This window comes from Microcystis sp. T1-4, from assembly GCF_000297435.1.
GTDB lineage: Bacteria > Cyanobacteriota > Cyanobacteriia > Cyanobacteriales > Microcystaceae > Microcystis.
Genome location: NZ_CAIP01000144.1, coordinates 1 through 18,987, shown reverse-complemented (window position 1 = coordinate 18,987; position 18,987 = coordinate 1). Strand labels below are relative to the sequence as shown.

At 42.3% G+C, this 18,987-nt stretch carries 20 protein-coding genes and 1 pseudogene; 13 read left to right on the top strand and 8 right to left on the bottom strand.

Features of this window, described 5'->3' with window-relative positions; genetic code table 11:
* Nucleotides 1–4: 4 nt before the first annotated feature.
* From MICAI_RS08555 to MICAI_RS27005, 5 genes are all read left to right on the top strand, one after another.
* On the top strand, nt 5–394 hold the full coding sequence (locus tag MICAI_RS08555) for a hypothetical protein (RefSeq protein WP_008200459.1): 390 nt from the start codon (nt 5–7) through the stop codon (nt 392–394).
* 63 nt (nt 395–457) lie between these two features.
* On the top strand, nt 458–2,422 hold the full coding sequence (gene cmr6 / locus MICAI_RS08550) for a type III-B CRISPR module RAMP protein Cmr6 (protein WP_039899876.1): 1,965 nt from the start codon (nt 458–460) through the stop codon (nt 2,420–2,422).
* Between the two features lie 46 nt (nt 2,423–2,468).
* On the top strand, nt 2,469–2,783 hold the full coding sequence (locus tag MICAI_RS27015) for a hypothetical protein (protein WP_008200455.1): 315 nt from the start codon (nt 2,469–2,471) through the stop codon (nt 2,781–2,783).
* A gap of 21 nt (nt 2,784–2,804) precedes the next feature.
* Nucleotides 2,805–3,359, top strand: coding sequence for a hypothetical protein (locus MICAI_RS27010; protein ID WP_232306167.1), 555 nt, complete (start codon nt 2,805–2,807; stop codon nt 3,357–3,359).
* Nucleotides 3,360–3,502: 143 nt separating this feature from the next.
* Nucleotides 3,503–3,901 (top strand): hypothetical protein, encoded by a 399-nt coding sequence (locus MICAI_RS27005; RefSeq protein WP_008200450.1) that lies wholly within the window; start codon nt 3,503–3,505, stop codon nt 3,899–3,901.
* Nucleotides 3,902–4,294: 393 nt separating this feature from the next.
* On the opposite strand, the gene MICAI_RS08535 is transcribed toward MICAI_RS27005, so the two are convergent.
* The 3 genes and pseudogenes from MICAI_RS08535 to MICAI_RS08520 form a co-directional block, all read right to left on the bottom strand.
* Complete coding sequence (locus MICAI_RS08535) at nt 4,295–4,567, bottom strand: lipopolysaccharide assembly protein LapA domain-containing protein (RefSeq protein WP_008200446.1); 273 nt, start codon at nt 4,565–4,567, stop codon at nt 4,295–4,297.
* 345 nt (nt 4,568–4,912) lie between these two features.
* Nucleotides 4,913–5,100 (bottom strand): annotated as a pseudogene (locus MICAI_RS23520) (transposase DNA-binding-containing protein); the annotation flags it as partial.
* Between the two features lie 831 nt (nt 5,101–5,931).
* Nucleotides 5,932–6,396: a hypothetical protein gene (locus tag MICAI_RS08520; RefSeq protein ID WP_008200442.1), complete on the bottom strand. Its 465-nt coding sequence runs from the start codon at nt 6,394–6,396 to the stop codon at nt 5,932–5,934.
* 61 nt (nt 6,397–6,457) lie between these two features.
* On the opposite strand from MICAI_RS08520, the gene MICAI_RS08515 reads away from it, so the two are divergent.
* The 5 genes from MICAI_RS08515 (at nt 6,458) to MICAI_RS08490 (ending at nt 11,588) form a co-directional block, all read left to right on the top strand.
* Nucleotides 6,458–7,777, top strand: coding sequence for an aminopeptidase P N-terminal domain-containing protein (locus MICAI_RS08515; RefSeq protein WP_008200439.1), 1,320 nt, complete (start codon nt 6,458–6,460; stop codon nt 7,775–7,777).
* Nucleotides 7,778–7,921: 144 nt separating this feature from the next.
* On the top strand, nt 7,922–8,485 hold the full coding sequence (locus tag MICAI_RS08510) for a Uma2 family endonuclease (RefSeq protein WP_008200438.1): 564 nt from the start codon (nt 7,922–7,924) through the stop codon (nt 8,483–8,485).
* 23 nt (nt 8,486–8,508) lie between these two features.
* The gene (locus tag MICAI_RS08505) at nt 8,509–9,075 is read left to right on the top strand and encodes a Uma2 family endonuclease (RefSeq protein WP_008200436.1); all 567 of its coding nucleotides are present in this window, start codon (nt 8,509–8,511) and stop codon (nt 9,073–9,075) included.
* Between the two features lie 14 nt (nt 9,076–9,089).
* Nucleotides 9,090–11,099: an NAD-dependent DNA ligase LigA gene (gene ligA, locus MICAI_RS08500; RefSeq protein ID WP_008200433.1), complete on the top strand. Its 2,010-nt coding sequence runs from the start codon at nt 9,090–9,092 to the stop codon at nt 11,097–11,099.
* A 252-nt stretch (nt 11,100–11,351) separates the two neighbouring features.
* Complete coding sequence (locus MICAI_RS08490) at nt 11,352–11,588, top strand: DUF1515 family protein (RefSeq protein ID WP_039899875.1); 237 nt, start codon at nt 11,352–11,354, stop codon at nt 11,586–11,588.
* A gap of 67 nt (nt 11,589–11,655) precedes the next feature.
* Here the strand turns inward: MICAI_RS08490 and MICAI_RS08485 are convergent, their stop codons facing one another.
* The 5 genes from MICAI_RS08485 to bchM form a co-directional block, all read right to left on the bottom strand.
* Nucleotides 11,656–12,003 (bottom strand): carbon dioxide-concentrating mechanism protein CcmK, encoded by a 348-nt coding sequence (locus MICAI_RS08485; RefSeq protein WP_008200430.1) that lies wholly within the window; start codon nt 12,001–12,003, stop codon nt 11,656–11,658.
* Between the two features lie 104 nt (nt 12,004–12,107).
* A complete protein-coding gene (locus tag MICAI_RS08480; RefSeq protein WP_002782143.1) occupies nt 12,108–12,416 on the bottom strand; it encodes a carbon dioxide-concentrating mechanism protein CcmK in 309 nt (102 codons plus the stop codon).
* A 51-nt stretch (nt 12,417–12,467) separates the two neighbouring features.
* The gene (gene msrA / locus MICAI_RS08475; RefSeq protein WP_008200425.1) at nt 12,468–12,962 is read right to left on the bottom strand and encodes a peptide-methionine (S)-S-oxide reductase MsrA; all 495 of its coding nucleotides are present in this window, start codon (nt 12,960–12,962) and stop codon (nt 12,468–12,470) included.
* Nucleotides 12,955–13,722, bottom strand: a complete 768-nt coding sequence (panB, locus tag MICAI_RS08470) for a 3-methyl-2-oxobutanoate hydroxymethyltransferase (protein ID WP_008200423.1) — start codon at nt 13,720–13,722, stop codon at nt 12,955–12,957. The genes msrA and panB overlap by 8 nt, the downstream gene beginning before the upstream one ends.
* 3 nt (nt 13,723–13,725) lie before the next feature.
* Complete coding sequence (bchM, locus tag MICAI_RS08465; protein WP_008200421.1) at nt 13,726–14,418, bottom strand: magnesium protoporphyrin IX methyltransferase; 693 nt, start codon at nt 14,416–14,418, stop codon at nt 13,726–13,728.
* Between the two features lie 211 nt (nt 14,419–14,629).
* Here bchM and pyk point away from each other — a divergent pair, with 211 nt between their 5' ends.
* The 3 genes from pyk (at nt 14,630) to modB (ending at nt 18,943) form a co-directional block, all read left to right on the top strand.
* A complete protein-coding gene (pyk, locus tag MICAI_RS08460) occupies nt 14,630–16,051 on the top strand; it encodes a pyruvate kinase (RefSeq protein ID WP_008200420.1) in 1,422 nt (473 codons plus the stop codon).
* A gap of 252 nt (nt 16,052–16,303) precedes the next feature.
* Nucleotides 16,304–17,101: a molybdate ABC transporter substrate-binding protein gene (modA, locus tag MICAI_RS08450; RefSeq protein WP_008200418.1), complete on the top strand. Its 798-nt coding sequence runs from the start codon at nt 16,304–16,306 to the stop codon at nt 17,099–17,101.
* Between the two features lie 3 nt (nt 17,102–17,104).
* The gene (gene modB, locus MICAI_RS08445) at nt 17,105–18,943 is read left to right on the top strand and encodes a molybdate ABC transporter permease subunit (RefSeq protein WP_008200415.1); all 1,839 of its coding nucleotides are present in this window, start codon (nt 17,105–17,107) and stop codon (nt 18,941–18,943) included.
* Nucleotides 18,944–18,987: the final 44 nt, after the last annotated feature.

Below are 18,987 nucleotides of genomic sequence, written 5' to 3'. Positions count from 1 at the left end.
AACCGTGACATTCGACCCTAGAACGATTAGCAATCCCGTGTTCAATGCTTTACAAGAATTATATTTAAATACTGGTGATGATAGTCGCCGCAAAGAACAAAAAAAACAAGCTCTTGAACTTTATACCTATCTTTCGACTTGGGGAATGATGCGCCTAAAAGCTGAGGAAACTACCCTCAATCAAGAAGGAAAAAAAGAGGTCGTTAAAAAGTATTTTCAATGCCTAGAAGAGTTATCTCAAATAAATAATCTTTCTAATTCTCAAGGATTAACTACTCTCAAAGATTTATCTACCGATGATTATCTGGGTCTAACGGGTTTAGGCTTGGAAATCGCCCAAGAATTTAGCTTCTGGGCTAACGCCATCTATTCCGATGTGGAAAGTGGGGACTAACTCAGGTAAATTGTCACCACAGTTTTTATCATTCATTCAACCAGAAAGGAAATTATAATGATTATGTCCCATAGCCCCTTACCACCCCCTAATCGCCCTCAAAAACCCACCCTAAAAAATCAAGCTATAAAACCCACAAATAACCACCAGCCCCCCCAACAGCCTCCTAGGGGTGGCGGCGGCAATAATAACGGCGGTGGCGGCAATAACAATCCTCCTCAACCCTCACCGTGGTTAAACCCCGAAAACCAACCTCAACCCGACCAATCAGCCAGTTTTGTCGAATATCTCCGTTGGATGCGCGCTGCCGACTATCCACACAAAGATGCGACTAAAACCCAAATTCTGCAAAAAGCCCAAGAAAATGCTAACTACACTCAGCGTCTTGAGCAACTCAATCAACGTACCCAACTGTTAGCGAGAGACGGAATCGCTTTTCCAGTCAAATCCACTTGGCGTATTCGTGTCGGTGGTCATCGCGGACCGGAAAGTATTCTTTTACCTGCCTTTGATGCCCTCGGAATGCCCTATATTCCATCTAGTACATTGCGGGGTGTTGCCAGAACCCAAGCCATCCGAGAAATCATGGCGGCAAATAATCTGGAATGGAAAGACGCGGAAAAAGAAATCGCTGCCTATTTCGGTGATATAAACGCCAAAGAGGAAAAAAATAAAACGGGTAAAGTTATCTTTTTCGATGCCTATCCTTTACCTTCTAAAAACGGGGGGTTAGAAATTGACATGGCTAATAATATTTGGTCATGGAAAGATGATTATACGCAATATTCTCCTAACCCTAATGCTTTTTTCTCTCTCAAAGAACCAATTTTTTTAATTGGTTTACGTCTAGCTAGTAACTGTGAGGATAAAAAGATACTTGAACAGGTAAGACAATGGCTTAATAAAGGGCTACAGCTTGGTATAGGTTCACAGGTAAATAGTGGTTACGGTGAATTAAAGCCAATTGATGATAATATTCATCCTGATAATAATAAAAATGACAACGATTCGAGTTTTTATCGATTAAATTTCGAGCTAGAAGGTCAATTAATTCATGGTTATCAACGATTCACCCAATGGCAATGGAATCACCGACGCAATGAATGGCAAATGCGGAGCGCACCCGTTGCAGAAGTTCGTCCGACAGCCTTTAAATCGATGCTGCGATACTGGTTTCGTGTTTTGGCATCTGGAGTTTTACCTATTAACGAAGTTCAAAAGATTGAAGCTGAATTATTTGGAGGTATTAATCCTAAAAAATACGGTTATCTACAAGTGAATATTCTTGAGGGTAAAGTTACCCAAAAAGAACCTCGAACCAATGCTCAGGGTAAAAATGATCCTTGTGGTGAACAACGGGGAACTTTAGTCTTATCTTTATCTTCTGAAACCCCAAAAGATAAACAAGAAGATGTTAAAAAATTAGCTAAATATTTGCTTTGGTTTTTAGCTGATATGGGTGGTATTGGTCAAGGTGCAAGACGACCTAATTATTCTCGCGAAACTCGTGAATACGCCCCCTGGTTTCGTGGCTCTACATTGTATATTGACAGTGAAGAAGATTTTTGGACAATTCCCGATGATGTGCAGGAATTTAAACAACAATTTCAGCAAAGATTGCAAGATTTTTATGGTATTTTGGATAAAATTAGTGAAACCAATATCAATACTAATAATCTCAGAACAGTAGATCAAGTTTCACAAAATCAATGGATTGATGCGGCCGATAGTAATTGTCAAATTTTTGTCTGTGCAGGAAATGAACAAGGAGGTAAACCCCATGCTTTAGCAATTCTTCACAGTGATACTTTGAAAATTACCAGTAAAAATGGTCAAAGAGAATATGATGGTAATCTCTGTGGTAAAGTCAGTGGTGGAGCTAAACCTTCTCCCGTGTGGATTGCTGATTTAGGAAATTACCAGATAGTTACTGTATTCGGTGCTAATCTGAATCCCCGTCAAGAGTTTATTAGGCAATTAAGAAGTAATACAAGTCCTCAAAATTTTGCTCAAATATTCCCTTTATAATCTCATAAAATTAATTTTAGTCGCAACGATCGGAACCAGAGATTTAATGTTTCAAGTCACCACTGGTGACTGGTATAATATTGGCGATGATCGTATGAAAGGTTATATTCTCGGAGAACAGATAGAAGTGGTGTCTGATTTAGCTCTGACCGAAAAATCATCTTTTCGAGAAATATCCCAATACCTTTGGGAAAATGTTCAATATTATGGCAATCAAGTAAAACCTGTGATTCTGGGTAAGCTTTTGGAAGATAAAATCAATGATCTCGAAAAAGTTTATTTAGTAGTAACTGATCAAAATGAAACAGTAAAAGAAAGAGAAAAATATAGTCTTTACTCAGGAGAATTAATCAAGTATTGACTAAATAAATTAAATTCTGATTTGGTAGTAAATATTTTCTCTATAGGTAGAAATGATGAAAACCCTTCTAACTTCGAGGAAATGTTCCGTTGGTGGCAACAAGTATGGAAAGAAAATATAAAACCTCAAACCGATCAACCCATTTTATTGTGCTTAAAAGGTGGGGTGGGGCAAACTTCAGAAGCGTGGAGAATTTCGGGATTGAGTTCTTATGGAAACGATATTAAATTCTATGAATTTATTCCCACTCCTCATGACAAGAAAAAGGGAATTTCTTCAGATTACACAGTCCCTTTTTTAGGGACTAACTATCTTTGGGATCGCACTCGACAACAAGCCCTACAATTATTAGAACTCTATGATTATGCTGGTCTTCAGGACTTAGTTAAACCTTACTATGAACAAAATAAACAAAAATGGAAAGAAACCTATGCTCTAATTAAATCTGGAGTAAGCTGGAATCAAGGACAATTTGAAGATTTTTTCAATCCGCTTCTTTTAGTTTCAATAATCAACAAAAAGAGCAGCATCAACAATATTGGTCGATGGCCTATCAACAAGCTTATACCGCAGTAGTTAGACTAAAACAAACAAATACAACCGAGGCTATGCTTCACAGGTTTAGAGCTGTAGAAGGCTTAATTTATGAATACTTAAGGTATGAGTTTAAAGAGCATATAATTGAATCTAAATATACTTATTCATCTTGACAATCATCTATGTTGAATAAATATCCTGCTTTTAAAGAACTTTTTGTTAATAATGGCAATCCTGTCCCTGAAATTAAGCTAGATAGTCCTACTCAACAGAGATTAATAGAGAAGTATATTGCTCTCACTTCTCCCCAGGCAAACTTTAAGGATTTAAAAGCTTGGGGTTCTGAAGAATTGCGTAATCTTAGAAATCGATTATCTCATAAATTAGGAGGTATTAGTGAGAAGGAATTATATCAAGCTTGGGGAAAAGATACTTACAATCAAAAAGACTGGGAAAAGCAAATTTTAAATTGTCTCAATCTAATCACAGAAAATAAATTTAATTATTTATGGCAAGGAAGTTTATTTGCTTCTATTCATGAGAGAGTCAGAACAGCTATCAAAAATTATAATGTTGTTTAAAGTACAAAATGCAATTAGCACCTACAATAATATTACCGCAACCATGGTTTGGGCGCATTGCGTGCGCCCAAAATGTCCTATAGATATTTCGACTAAATTGAGATGCACCCCGGATGCTGCCGATAAATGGCCTTCTTATCCCAAATCCGTTTATTAAAGACTGATTATTTATTCCTCTTGTTGCCTTTTGCCTGTCCTGATATGTAGCCTATAATCAACGGATTTAGTATTATTCTTTGTGTGATCAGTTTAACTTATGTAGAACCGATCAATCTTTCTGTCCTTTGTGTCTTTGTGGTTCGTTACAGTCGCTCGCTGGCAGGGATGTATCTTAGAATACATTTTCCCCACCAAACCCAAGAGAGCCGATAAATTAGCCAGTCAAAAGACTATTTAAAAATCCAACTCGTCTAACCCCGATTGTGGAGGAGAAAAGCGACTGCGAGGAGATTTTTTTGACTTTCTGAAAAAAGCGGGAATAATTGCAGCGATAAAAAATCCCATTGCCAAAGAAAAAGCCAATAAAATGCCTATGGGTACTTTAATTGACTCAAATTGTAGAAACTTTAAAGAAACCGGTTGGATATTTTGAATAGCAAAAACTGCCATAGTCATAATCCAACCACCGACAATAGCACTAGCTAAAAAATTACTAATTGTATTCATGCTTGTCCTCGCCATGTTTGTAGAAGATTTTTTAAGGTTTTGTCGGCTAATTTCCTGGTTAGCTCCCTATTAATAAGTACCTAAGCAAAATTAATTACACATATCTAACCACCTCTTGCCTCTTGCCTCTTGCCTTTTGCCTATCTTCACTAGGAAATTAATTTTGCACGACTACTTACTATTTTTCTTTATTCGTGGTCTTCACCCCCAGCTATCGATTATTTACATCTTTCTTAACATAAAATTTGACAAAAAGAGAAAAATGTGCAAGATGGCTCAAATAGTTTTAACATCAGCACCTTTTCTAGCGAAAAAACCCCCAAGAGAAGCAATCATTCTCGCCGCTGAAGGTTGAAAATAGGGTGAATTCCCCAAATCAGATGTGGCACTGGTGGCGGCTAGATTTGCCGAAATATATGATATAATTGTTCTAGATGCCCAGCCAAGTTTTCCACAATACTGATTAATCTTTTCTTTCTTCTGGTGTCCCCTAGCTCTGCATACTGTAATTCTTGGGCTGCCCATTTCTCCATTTTTTTGCTTACCCCAACCTTGATTCCTTCTTTCAAAACTATACCTATCAATCGGTTTCCCTTTTTTTAAGTTTCTTCTCTTTTTGTTAAGAAAGATCTGACTAATGGATAGCTTATTAAGGGGGCAGGGGGGATCGAACCCAAAATCCATCTTCAATTTAATTATAACCAGCTACTTAACCGCTCCGTATGACTGCCGTTCCGCTTACCGCGGCAGCCACAACAGCCGCAGCCACTTCTACTTCAACGGCCGTTTTCGGGTGGTGTCCGGTGTCGGGGGGACTCTGTAACCCTTTTCCTCTTTTTTCCCTTTCTTTCCCGCCCTTAGGCGCGTCGATTTTGTAGGGGCGAACTGCGTTCGCCCGCCAGCAATAATTGTGCCACCAGCAATAATCCGGTTCATCAGGGTATTTGGGTTTTTTTGGGGCGGTTTTTGGGGATTTGGGTGCTCGCAGTTCGATAAACTCACTGACCACGGTGCGCCCCTACGTCATCAAATGGATTAAGTAGGTAGGCACAATTATTTGTAGGATGGGTTAGCGGTAGCGTAACCCATGCGGGCGTTGGGTTTTATGCTTCAACCCAACCTATGTTCATTTTATATTTAATTCCACCCACCTACTTATCAGCTACTCTTTATAATTAAGCTTATTGCTTAGGTTGACACCAAAGTCACAAATAGGAGATGCACCCCTTGCCGCTCCTATTAGTCTCTGTTTATTGAGAAATAATTAAAAGATAGAGTTTCTCATAAAGATAAGGTATGCCTTGATCGGTCATCGTCTGGGAGTCTCGGAGTCTCCCCAAAACGAAAACTTCCTAATCTCACCATTAGGATAACTGCTGTAATAAACTGACTAACTTATCTCTGACGGAACTGTGCGTGTATTCGTCTTCAGGGTGAGGTTTTTGATTGGGTTGTTGAAAATAGGGACGTTCTCCGTATAATTGTCCCCATTTCACATCGACTCGGTGTACTAATTCATAGAGGAATTCTTGATTGTCTAAAATTTCTTCTAGGATTAACCGTAAAGCGTGAACGGGATTATCTAAATTTTGACTGACTTTTGTTAATTCTTCATCGACGATAAGCTGTAAAATTATCTGCAAAGCTCCCGAAGAATCCCCTAAATTAGCGGCAATAAATTGTTTAATCTCTGTGGTAACTTGCACCAATTTGGGGACGGGAGATTCCCCTTTGAGGAAATCCGCCCCCTCTTGAGCGATAAAATCTGCTAGGGTAAACTCGCGCCTTTCGATGATATCTTGGGAAAAATCCGGTTCTTCAGGGGTCATAAACTAAAAAGATTAGCGATAATAGACTCTAAGACTTATTGTGACATTTTTAGGAATATCTATGGGCATCGATCGCAGAGAGTTTCAGCACCGTCGTCAGCAGGTAATGGAAAAAATCGGCCATGGAACCGCAATTTTTCGCAGTGCGCCCATGGCGGTCATGCATAATGACGTAGAATACACCTATCGTCAGGATAGTGACTTTTTTTACCTGACAGGATTTAATGAACCGGAGGCGGTGGCGGTTTTAGCACCCCATCACCCCGAACATCAGTTTATCCTGTTCGTGCAGCCAAAAGACCCCGAAAAAGAAACCTGGACCGGCTATCTCCACGGTGTGGAAGGAGCAAAGGAGATTTTTGCTGCTGATGAGGCCTATTCTATCCAAGAATTGGACGAAAAATTACCCCAATATCTCGAAAAAGCCGAACGAATTTATTATCATCTCGGACGGGACAAAACTTTTAATACAAATGTTCTCCATCACTGGCAAAAATTAATCGCCACTTTTCCCCGTCGCGGCACCGGACCGACTGCTTTAGAGGATACTAATTTTATTCTCCATCCTTTGCGCTTACTGAAAACCGAGGCCGAATTGGACAATATTCGCCAAGCAACTGCTATTTCAGCACAGGCACATAATCGGGCCAGAGAATTTACCAAAGTTGGTCACTATGAGTATCAAATTCAAGCGGAAATCGAGCATACTTTTCGCCTAGAAGGGGGTATGGGTCCGGCTTATCCTTCTATTGTTGCTAGTGGTGCTAATGCCTGTATTCTGCACTATATCAACAATAATCGCCAAGTACAAGAAAATGAGCTTTTGTTAATTGATGCTGGTTGTGCCTACAATTACTATAACGGTGATATTACCCGCACTTTTCCCGTTAATGGTAAATTTACCCCCGAACAAAAAATTATCTATGAAATTGTTCTGGAAGCGCAATTAAAGGCGATTGACGTGGTAAAAACTGGTAATCCTTATAATCTTTTTCATGACACAGCCGTCAGAACAATTGTGGAGGGATTAGTAGATTTAGGGCTATTGGTCGGCGATATTGATGAGATAATTAAAGAGGAAAAATATAAGCCTTTTTATATGCACAGAACCGGCCATTGGTTAGGATTAGATGTCCATGATGCGGGAGGTTATAAAGTTAACGAAGAAACTTGGCAAACTTTGCAACCCGGTCATGTTTTAACCGTGGAACCTGGTATTTATATCGCCCCCGATATTAAACCGGCTGAAGGACAGCCGGAAGTCCCAGAAAAATGGCGAGGTATCGGTATCCGTATCGAAGATGATGTGTTAGTTACTGCCACAGGAAATGAGGTTTTAACTGCAACGGTTCCTAAAAAAGTTGAGGATATCGAATCTTAAGTAAAAAGCTAGGTGTTAAAAATTGTCAGTTCCCCCCTAACCCTAGGGTTGATTCATGGTAGGGTTGATTCATGGTAGGGTTGATTCATGAATCAACCCTACCCCCCTTAAGGAGATTCAGTTAAGTTTTTTCTAGAGATTATTATGGTTGCTACCCAACAAAAAATATATACCTTTACAGAATATTTAAATTATCGGGACTGCACAGATAATAAATACGAATTATTTGACGGAGAATTAATTTTCATGCCTCCCGCTAGTGGCTTTCATGCTTTGATACTTAGATATATATTTAAGCTGTTAGAAAGGGAAATAGAGAGGCTACAATTAGACTGGCAAGTTATGCCCGCTACGGTGGGAATTCGCACCGATAAAGCTAAATCGAGAATCCCAGACTTAATGATTTTAACTGCCGAACAATGTCAAGAGATTAGAAATATGACCACAGCAGTGATTGAATTTCCTCCCCTCTTAGTTGTAGAAATTGTTAGCCCCAGTAATGCCGATGATGACTACCGTTATAAACGTTCAGAATATGCGGTAAGAGGCATTCCTGAATACTGGATTATCGATCCTATGTCCCTAAAAATATCAGTTTTAACCCTGATTTCGGGATTTTATGAACTGGCAGAATTTAATCAGGAAGATAGGATAATATCGGTGACATTTCCCGATTTAAAATTAACTCCTCAAATGGTCTTTGAATAGTAAAATCTCGGCTGGAGGTTATCATGATTGCTACCCGACAAAAAATATATAGCTTTGCAGAATATTTAAATTATCAGGACTCCACAGATAATAAGTACGAATTATTTAACGGAGAATTAATTTCCATGCCTCCCGCTAGTGGCTTTCATGCTTTAATTCTTGCCTTTCTTTATGATTATTTAATAGCGGAAATTAAAAGATTAAATTTAACTTGGAAAGTTATGCCCGCTACGGTAGGAATTCGCACCGATAAAGCTAAATCGAGAATTCCAGACTTAATGATTTTAACTGCTGAACAATGTCAAGAGATTAGAAATATGACCACAGCAGTGATTGAATTTCCTCCCCTCTTAGTTGTAGAAATTGTTAGCCCCGGTAATGCCGATGATGACTACCGTTATAAGCGTTCAGAATATGCGGTAAGAGGCATTCCTGAATACTGGATTATCGATCCTATTGCTGTAAAAATATCAGTTTTAACCCTGATTTCGGGATTTTATGAACTGGCAGAATTTAATCAGGAAGATAGGATAATATCGGTGACATTTCCCGATTTACAATTAACTCCTCAAATGGTCTTTGCCCAGTAGCATTATTAACGATTATGACTATCCCCTTAGAAATCCAACAACGCTGCCAACAACTAAAAACAGAACTACAAAGAGCCAGTTATGCTTATTATGTTCTTGATGATCCTTTTATACCCGATAGCGTTTATGATCAACTTTATCGGGAATTAGAAGACCTAGAAAAGCGTTATCCCCAATTAATCACCCCCGATAGTCCCACCCAAAGAGTCGGGGATAAAATCTCTAGTCAATTCGTTTCTGTCCGTCATAATATTCCCCTGTATAGTCTCGAAAATGCCTTTAACCTCGAAGAATTAAATAAATGGGGCAGCCGTTGGCAAAGATATATAAATGAAACCCAAGACACAGAATATGTGTGTGAATTAAAAATCGATGGTTCCGCATTAGCTTTAACCTACGAAAACGGCTTTTTAGTCAGAGGTGTTACCAGAGGGGATGGAGTCACTGGCGAAGATATTACCCCCAATGTGCGGACTATTCGCTCTATTCCTTTACGCTTAAATATAGATAATCCCCCGGCAATTGTGGAAGTGCGCGGCGAAGCTTTTTTACCCCTCGATACCTTCGATAAAATCAATCAAGAAAGAGAAGAAAAAGGAGAATCTCTCTTTGCTAATCCCCGCAATGCGGCAGCGGGAACCCTACGACAATTAGATCCGAAAATAGTTGATAAAAGACGCTTACAATTTTTTGCCTATACCCTGCATTTAGACGATAACCATATCACTAATCAATGGCAATCCTTAGATAGATTAGAAACCCTGGGATTTCTGGTTAATCCCCACCGTCAACTCTGTCCATCCCTGCAAGAAGTGGCGCAATACTATCAAGATTGGCAAGAAAAACGTCATCAATTAGCCTACATGACCGATGGTGTCGTAGTCAAAATCAACGATTTACAGCGACAAAATCGGTTAGGATTCACCCAAAAATTCCCCCGGTGGGCCATCGCTTTAAAATATCCCGCCGAAGAAGTCCCCACGGTAGTTAAAGATATTATCGTCAATGTGGGACGCACCGGCGCAGTCACACCCATGGCGGTGATGGAACCGGTACAGGTTGCAGGGACCACCGTACAAAGGGCTACTTTACATAATAGTGATCGAGTGGCCGAATTGGATATCCGCAGCGGTGACACGGTAATTATCCGCAAAGCGGGGGAAATTATCCCGGAAGTGGTGAGAATACTGCCAGAATTGCGTCCTAGCCAGACTGTACCCTTCCAGATGCCCACTAATTGCCCTGAATGTCAATCTCCCCTAGTCCGTCCGGTGGGGGAAGCGGTGACGCGCTGTGTCAATAGTTCCTGTCCAGCGATTTTGCGGGGAAGTGTGGTACATTGGGCCAGTCGCGATGCTCTCGATATTCGGGGATTAGGGGAAAAAGTGGTAATTTTGCTGATTGAACAGGGATTAGTCACCGCCATTTCTGACCTCTACAGCCTCGAAAAAACGGAAATTGCCAAATTAGACCGAATGGGCGAGAAATCAGCCTTAAATTTGATTACAGCTATCGATCAGAGCAAAAATCAAAGCTGGTCGAAGGTACTTTATGGGCTAGGGATTCGCTATGTGGGCAGCGTTAACGCCAAAATTCTCGCCGAAAGTTTTCGGACTGTGGAGGAGTTAGCTAACGCCAGCGTGACTGATTTAGCCTCTGTCTATGGTATCGGTGAAGAAATCGCTCAATCGGTCTATGATTGGTTTAGAATCGCCGCTAATCGGGATTTAGTCGCTAAATTACAGGCAGCCGGTTTACAATTGGCCGCAGCAGCAAAAACCACCACCACGAAAGCGACTTTAGCAGGGAAAACCTTTGTGATTACTGGCACTTTACCAACTCTCAAACGGGAGGAAGCGAAAGAATTAATCGAAAAAGCTGGGGGGAAAGTGACGGGTTCTGTCAGCAAAAAAACCGATTATTTAGTGCTAGGAGAAGCGGCGGGTTCTAAGCTAGAAAAAGCCCTAGAATTGGGCATTACTCAGCTAACCGAAGCACAACTACTCGAATTAATCAAGGGTTAAAAGCTTAAGATTGGAGCAAATCTGCGGAAGTATAGTTATTTCAAATAAGAACGAGACACTAAGCAAGACAATAAGTACGAATAATTTCATCAAGGGGTGTACCCAAAGGATCATAAGCTGTTCGTAATTTAAAGGCTCTTCTAGGTTCTGTGTGATAAGTTTAATTGACATAGGATCGATCGATCTTTGTGTCCTTTGTGTCTTTGTGGTTCGTTCCACCCCCTCGCTCTTGAGAAATGTATCTTAGAATACATTTTACCCACCAAAGCTGGGAGAGCCGATATTCTCGCTAAACTTGACAATCGGTTAGAGCGAATCGAAACAAAACTAGAAGTATTGCCGAAAATAGAGGCCGAAGTTTCCCAACTCAAAGAAGATGTTAAAGACTTGAAAGAAAGGGCAACGGCTCAAATATCGGCTTTGATAGTCACTGTTATCGGTGCAACTGTTGCAGCAACTATCAAATTCGGTTTTCTGACTAAAACTTAAATCATCATTAAAAACTAAGTTGGAACTAGACAAGTTCCAACCGCTAACAAAAAATTGACCTTGAATATTAACGACGAATCGGAGCGATCGCACCGTCGGCGGCGGCGCGAAAAGGTTCCACTGCCTCGCTATAATCGATCGGTAAAATAGCCACCACGTTATCGTGAGGACGGGGAATAATTACCCAGGTTTCTAAAGCTGCCCCCTCGGTTTTATTGACGGCTTCAATGCCGGCAGCCATAGCGGTTTTTACCTCCTGTACATCCCCACGAATATTGAGGGTAAAACGGGCGCTTCCTGCCCTTAAATAACCAACAATCGTGATCCGTCCTGCTTTTACCATCGCATCGGCGGCCGCTAGAATACCGGGGAAACCTTTTGTCTCGATCGATCCCACCGCGGGTTGGGCTGTCATAAATTAACTCCTAATAACAAAAATCAGATAAGTTCAATTGATAGAATCCAATCTATTTTCCAGTCTTTAACTATAGTCTAGTTTGGGGCAAATCGCTAGGGAAATTAACTGCGAAAACGGTCTGACTTAGCCGTATGCTGCACTGGTAAAACCGCCAGTACATTTTCTGGAGGATTAGGTACGATGTAATGACTGACCACATTGCCACCAAAAGCGGTCATCGCTGCCGCTAATCCTGCCTCTACTGCCGGTTTAACCTCGGAAATCGGACCGCGAATCGCCACCAAAAATTCGCCCCTTTCCGCTAGATCAAAATAAACTAGGGTGACTCGTCCCCCTTTAACCATGGCATCCGCCGCCGCTAAAACGGGGGGAAAACCCAACGTTTGAATGACTCCGACCGCCTCGGGCATTTTTCCTGATCTCCTGCGAAAGCAACTTTACATTATACCCCGAACCTGTCTTTATATTTTCTTCTGCAAATCTCCGATCAATCGAGCCTGTTTTTTCTCTAAATACTGTTGATGGGACTGATCGGCCAGATAATAATCTCCTGCGGGTTCGATCAAAGTAACGATATCCTGCTGAAACTTTCCCGATAGTTGTAGTTGACCCTTGCCAGCAGTGGCGATTAACTTTTGTTCCGGGGTGTGATAAAAAATAATCGATCGATATTGTTCTCCCCGGTCCGGTCCTTGGCGATTTAACTGAGTCGGATCATGGATTGACCAAAAAACGGCTAATAACGCCTCATAGCTTATTTCTTGGGGATTATAGGCAATTTGTGCCACTTCCGCATGGCCGGTAATTCGCGATAACACATCGAGATAACTAGGATTGGGAAAATGTCCCCCCATATAACCCACAGAAGTCGCTAAAACCCCCGATAAACGCCGAAATGCGTCCTCGGTTTTCCAAAAACAGCCGGCCCCAAAGGTAGCTTTTTCGCAGTTATTCATTTCTCCTCACATCCTTGGCAAATTCTACAACTGCTTTTGTAATTGTTTCGCTTAAATTAGCATAAACTTTGGCAAAAGGGGGAGCTTTTTCGGTTAATCCTAGGATATCCGCCGTTACCAACACCTGACCATCACAATCTTCCCCCGCACCGATACCAATCGTCGGGATAGTCAATTTATCGGTAATAGTAGCGGCTAAATTGGCGGGAATATGTTCCAAAACCAGGGCAAATACTCCCGCTTTCTCCAAGGCTAAACCTTCCTCGATTAGTCTTTGTGCATCCGATGGAGTTTTTCCCTGCTGACGGTATCCTAACCGATGCACCGACTGGGGAGTTAATCCGATATGACCCATAACAGGAATGCCTATCTCGGTTAAACGGCTAATCGTCTCGATCATAGCGGGATAACCTCCCTCTAATTTTACCCCTTGCACTCCCGCTTCCTTTAACATCCTTCCGGCGGAGTGAATTGCCTGACTGACACTTTCCTGATAGCTGAGAAAAGGCAAATCACAGACAACTAAAGCTTGTTTTACCCCGCGAGACACGGCCGCCGCGTGGTGAATCATCGCCTCTAGGGTGATCGGTAAAGTGGTAGGATAGCCCAAAGCGGTCATAGCTAAGGAATCACCCACCAAAATAATATCAATTCCTGCTCGATCGAGCAGTCGCGCGATCGGATAATCCCAAGCTGTGAGGGTGACAATCGCGCGTTTTTGCTGTTTCCACTCGATTAATTTGCTGGTGGTGACTGCCATTATTTATTCACTGCGGACAGCTTCGAGGATACGGGAAAAATAGAAACGAGTGCTAGTCATACTCGTCCGTTCAATTTTAAAGCCATTTTCGTTGAGAGCGGCGACAATAGTTTTTTCCTTGTGTTGATAGGCGCGAGTGGTTTTACTCGGACCGGGGAAAAATTGACCAATTTTCTTGAGAATGGTTAATAAACAGGTTTTAGGGGCAAAACTGAGGATTAAACGGGATTGAGCTAGGGAGCCCAGGTGTTTAATCATTCCTAATGCTTCTTCTGTGGGATAGTGAATGAGAACATCAAGACAGATGACTGTGTGATATTGGCCGGTTAATGCTTCTAAATCTTGAACGGCAAAGGTGAGTTTACTGGTATCTGCTAACTCTTTGGCTGCTCTTTCCTTGGCTTCTGTCACCATTTTCTCAGAAATATCACTGGCGAAAATAGTTGCGCCCGCTTTAGCGAGGGGAATACTAAGACTACCGACTCCACAACCGGCATCACAGATTGAGAGATTGGGCAAATTGTCATCACTTTCTAACCAACCGATAACGGTATCGATCGTCTGTTGATGACCGATGCGAATATCTTTTTGTACTTTGTTAACTTCGCCATCCCCATAAATCCGGCGCCAGCGATCGAATCCTGTGGCGTTAAAATAGTCCTTGACTATGGCTTTATCGTCTAATGTGTTGGTCATAACGAAATCTAAACGAGCGGAGATGGTTATTAGTTTATCCTACCGTGAAAGATCTCAACCGTTGCCGCTGATGGCTGACTCCTGACTGCTCAGGAGCGGACCGGGAGCGATTGCAAGTCTGTGGAAAAGCTTAATTTGTTTTCCACTTCACTTTTAGTTAACCTAAATTGAATATCATGTAATCGTCCCAAAATCGATCAATAAGAGTTCCATGTCAATTATTACCCATAGAACTAAGATCGTAGCCACGATCGGCCCTGCCAGTAATTCGCCAGAAGTCCTCAAGCAGATGATCGGTGCGGGGATGAATGTAGCGCGGCTAAACTTTTCCCACGGTAGCTACGAAGATCATGCGAGAGTTGTTACCCTTTTACGGCAAATTTCTCAAGAATTAGACAATCCTATCACTCTCCTGCAAGATTTACAAGGTCCAAAAATTCGCGTCGGTAATCTCCCCAATGGTTCGATTACCATCAACGACGGCGATTATCTCACCCTTGTCCCCATGGATGAGTATCGGGGAGAAGCGAACACCGTTTCGATCGATTATCCCTATCTGGCCGAGGAAGCCAAGTTAGGCGAGCAAATTCTCCTTGATGATGGCTTATTAGAGCTAAAAATCGTTGAAATTAAGGGAAAAAACCTAAAATGTCAAGTATTGGAGGGAGGAATTCTCAAGAGTCGCAAGGGAGTTAATCTACCCCGTCTCAATTTGCGCTTACCTTCCATGACCGAAAAAGACAAACAAGACCTAGAATTTGGTCTTGCTCAGGGGGTTGATTGGGTTTCCCTGAGTTTTGTTCGTAAAGGAGAAGATATCAAGGCGATTAAGGCATTTTTAGCCGAGAGAAATCACGCGGATGTGCCAGTGATAGCTAAAATTGAAAAACCGCAAGCGATCGAAAATTTAGAGTCAATTGTCGAGGAATGTGACGGCATTATGGTGGCCCGGGGCGATTTGGGAGTAGAATTAAGTCCCGAAAAAGTCCCTATGTTGCAAAAACGCATTATCAGACTCTGCAACATGAAAACTATTCCCGTCATCACTGCCACCCAGATGTTAGAAAGCATGATTCACAGTCCCCGACCGACTCGGGCCGAGGCTAGTGATGTGGCTAATGCAATTATCGATGGAACCGATGCGGTAATGTTATCGGGGGAATCAGCAGTGGGAGATTTTCCCGTCAAAGCGGTGGCTATGTTGGCCAAAATCGCCCATGATGTGGAAGCGGATGTGAAGTTTGATAATGCTCCCCCCAATGAGTCCGATGAAACTCACGCTCTCAGTGAGGCTCTAGTGGCGATCGATCAAACCCTTGATCTCCGTTATATTGTCACTTTTACCACCTCTGGCTACACTTCGCTACTGGCTTCTAAGGAACGTCCCTCGGTTCCCGTCATTGCCATGACTCCCAATAAACGAGTCTATCACCGTCTCAATCTAGTCTGGGGTGTGATCCCGATTCTTCTTGATCATCAGGTGTCCGTCTTTGAGGATGTGTTAAAGCAAACCGAATCAATTCTACTTCAGAAAAATCTAGCGCAATCGGGCGATAAAATCCTGATTATGGCGGGAATTCCCATGCAGAAAAATAAAGGAACCAATTTCCTCAAAATTCACACGATTCCCTAAGTTCTAGGATTCAGGGGTCAGTATTCTCCGAGTCAGTATTCTCCGAGTCAGTATTCTCCGAGTCAGGAGTCAGCTTTTTTCTCCCCACACCCCCACTTCCCCACTCCCCCATCTCCCCACCTCCCCATTCCCCACTTCCCCACTTCCCCACACCCCACGAAAAACTTTTTGCCGCAAACCCTAGATACAGATTTTGGGCGGTGGATTGGTTGTGATAGAAATATAAATATCGATCGCTTGCTATCAATCTTGATGAAAAGACGATATTTTCTGGCTTTTATCGGCTCAATTGTCCTTGCTTGGTCATTATCTCCCAGCATAAACCTTTTTTCGTCTACTATCACCACTGCACAAACCCAGACAATTCTAGTTTCTGCCGCCGCTAGTCTCAAAGAGGCCCTAGAAGGAATCAAGCCGGGGTTTGAAAAAGCTCATGGCAACATTAAAGTTAACTATAACTTCGCTGCGTCGGGAGCTTTGCAACGGCAAATCGAACAGGGAGCACCGGCCGATGTTTTCCTCTCGGCTGCCACTAAGCAAATGGACGCTTTAGCAAAAGCTAGTTTAATCGATACAAGTACCAGAAGAAACCTGCTCACTAATCGCCTAGTTTTAATCGTTCCCAAGAATTCCACCCTAAAAATCAGCGATTTTCGTTCCCTGACTAACAGTAATGTCCAAAGAATTGCCGTGGGTGAACCGCGCAGCGTTCCCGTCGGTCAGTACAGTGAAGAAGTTCTGAAAAATCTCGGCATTTTAGAGCAAATAAAACCAAAACTGGTCTTTGCCAACTCCGTCCGCAATGTTCTCGCCGCCGTAGAAACCGGTAACGCCGATGCTGGCATTGTTTACCTCACCGATGCCAAAATTTCCGACCGGGTAAAAGTAGTGGCCACGGCTGCCAATAATCTCCATTCTCCGATTATTTATCCCATAGCTGTGATTAAAGACAGCAAAAACCCGCAAGCTGCCAAGACTTTCGCCCAATATCTCACCAGGACAGCCGCTAAAAACATTTTTGAAAAATTCGGCTTCGGAATAGCCAGATAAACAATGCCCGACTTTTCCCCCCTATGGATATCCCTGAAAACCGCCACCATTGCCCTGATAATCATCTTTTTTCTCGGTATTGCCGCCGCTTATTGGATGTTAGGTTATCGTGGACGGAGGAAATCCCTAATCGAGGCAGTTTTCGTCGCACCCTTAATCTTGCCCCCAACGGTGCTAGGCTTCATTTTACTGCTCCTATTCGGCAAAAACGGACCATTAGGACAGTTATTAGACCTATTTAACTTTCGCGTCGTTTTTACTTGGTATGCCGCCATCATCACCGCGACGGTGGTGGCTTTTCCCCTGATGTACAAAACCACCCTAGGGGCTTTTGAACAGGTGGATGCCAATCTTTTACAGGTTGCCCGCACCCTAGGGGCATCGGAAGGGAAAATATTCTGGCGCCTACTTTTGCCCCTTTCCTTCCCCGGAGTATTAGCGGGATTAACCCTAGCTTTTGCCCGCGCTTTGGGGGAATTTGGGGCGACTTTGATGTTAGCCGGTAATATTCCGGGGCAAACTCAAACTATCCCGATGGCGATTTTCTTCGCTGTGGAAGCAGGAGCGATGACTGAGGCTTGGATATGGGTGTTTATTATCATGTTAATCTCCCTATCGGGGATTATCGCCGTTAATCTCTGGCAAAGTCAACGCAAACAGCAATTAGGACGACTGGGAGAAAGCAAACCTAACGAGATGGAGGACTGGCTGCCACTCTGGGAGGGTCGCGATTTTGCCCTTTTAGAAGCTGAAAATCAGCATTATAGGGATAAAGTAGGCTTATTTGTTGATATAGAGAAATATTTACCCGGTTTTAACCTCTCGGTCACTTTTAACTGCCAAAATCAGCCCCTAGGACTATTAGGGGCTTCGGGTTCGGGAAAAAGCCTCATTTTGCGATCGCTGGCTGGTGTGGAAACGCCCTCAAGGGGCCGTATTGTCTTAAATGGGCGCATTCTCTTCGATTCGGAAAAGGGAATTAATCTCCCCAGTCGTCAGCGTCGCATCGGTTTTGTGGTGCAGAATTATGCTCTTTTTCCCCATCTCACCGTGGCAGAAAATATCGCTTTTAGTCTCTCGCAAAAGTTACCCACAAAAATTATCCGTCAGCAGATTGCCAACCAATTGGAATTAGTGCAGTTACCCGGCATGGAAAACCGTTATCCCCATCAATTATCGGGGGGACAACAGCAACGAGTCGCCATCGCTCGCGCTTTAGCTACTCGTCCAGAAGCTTTATTATTAGATGAGCCTTTTTCTGCCCTTGATACCCATCTACGCGCTCAATTAGAACGTCAGATGATCAAAACTTTAAGTAATTACGATGGCGTGACAATTTTTGTTACCCATAATATGGATGAAGCCTATCGAATATGTGAGAATTTATTAGTTATGGAAAAAGGGCGGGCAATTGCTAATAATTCTAAACAGAAAATTTTTGAGCGACCAGATAGCGTTAGTTTGGCAAAAATTACTGGCTGTAAGAATTTTTCCCGTGCTATTATCATTAATAACCAACAATTGGAGGCCATTGATTGGGATGTTAAATTACACACCGTCCCCGGAATTCCCGACTATTTAGCCTATACGGGAATTCGCGCCCATCAAATTATTTTTGGTCGAGATTTAGGCGATATTAATACTTTTCCCTGTTGGTTAGCTAATGCCATTGAAGGACCCCATCGGGTGACTCTCTATCTGAAACTTAATCAACCCTCCAACCATGACAGAGATTTTCATATCCAAGCAGAGTTATATAAGGATAAATGGTTAGAAATTAAGGAGCAAGCTTTGCCTTGGACTGTTACTTTATCTCCCCAGCGTTTATTATTATTAAAATAAACAGAGATTTTGATGCTAAGTTGTCAAACACCCCCCTTATCAAG

What these genes read in the sequence shown, in the direction of transcription:
- MICAI_RS27005 (WP_008200450.1), top strand. Translation starts at nt 3,503, where the DNA reads ATGTTGAATAAATATCCTGCTTTTAAAGAACTTTTTGTTAATAATGGC.
- MICAI_RS08510 (WP_008200438.1), top strand. Translation starts at nt 7,922, where the DNA reads ATGGTTGCTACCCAACAAAAAATATATACCTTTACAGAATATTTAAAT.
- MICAI_RS08505 (WP_008200436.1), top strand. Translation starts at nt 8,509, where the DNA reads ATGATTGCTACCCGACAAAAAATATATAGCTTTGCAGAATATTTAAAT.
- modA (WP_008200418.1), top strand. Translation starts at nt 16,304, where the DNA reads ATGAAAAGACGATATTTTCTGGCTTTTATCGGCTCAATTGTCCTTGCT.
- msrA (WP_008200425.1), bottom strand. Translation starts at nt 12,962, where the DNA reads ATGAATAACTGCGAAAAAGCTACCTTTGGGGCCGGCTGTTTTTGGAAA.
- MICAI_RS08480 (WP_002782143.1), bottom strand. Translation starts at nt 12,416, where the DNA reads ATGCCCGAGGCGGTCGGAGTCATTCAAACGTTGGGTTTTCCCCCCGTT.
- MICAI_RS08520 (WP_008200442.1), bottom strand. Translation starts at nt 6,396, where the DNA reads ATGACCCCTGAAGAACCGGATTTTTCCCAAGATATCATCGAAAGGCGC.
- panB (WP_008200423.1), bottom strand. Translation starts at nt 13,722, where the DNA reads ATGGCAGTCACCACCAGCAAATTAATCGAGTGGAAACAGCAAAAACGC.
- cmr6 (WP_039899876.1), top strand. Translation starts at nt 458, where the DNA reads ATGTCCCATAGCCCCTTACCACCCCCTAATCGCCCTCAAAAACCCACC.
- MICAI_RS08515 (WP_008200439.1), top strand. Translation starts at nt 6,458, where the DNA reads ATGGGCATCGATCGCAGAGAGTTTCAGCACCGTCGTCAGCAGGTAATG.
- pyk (WP_008200420.1), top strand. Translation starts at nt 14,630, where the DNA reads ATGTCAATTATTACCCATAGAACTAAGATCGTAGCCACGATCGGCCCT.
- MICAI_RS08535 (WP_008200446.1), bottom strand. Translation starts at nt 4,567, where the DNA reads ATGAATACAATTAGTAATTTTTTAGCTAGTGCTATTGTCGGTGGTTGG.
- MICAI_RS27015 (WP_008200455.1), top strand. Translation starts at nt 2,469, where the DNA reads ATGTTTCAAGTCACCACTGGTGACTGGTATAATATTGGCGATGATCGT.
- modB (WP_008200415.1), top strand. Translation starts at nt 17,105, where the DNA reads ATGCCCGACTTTTCCCCCCTATGGATATCCCTGAAAACCGCCACCATT.
- MICAI_RS08485 (WP_008200430.1), bottom strand. Translation starts at nt 12,003, where the DNA reads ATGACAGCCCAACCCGCGGTGGGATCGATCGAGACAAAAGGTTTCCCC.
- ligA (WP_008200433.1), top strand. Translation starts at nt 9,090, where the DNA reads ATGACTATCCCCTTAGAAATCCAACAACGCTGCCAACAACTAAAAACA.
- bchM (WP_008200421.1), bottom strand. Translation starts at nt 14,418, where the DNA reads ATGACCAACACATTAGACGATAAAGCCATAGTCAAGGACTATTTTAAC.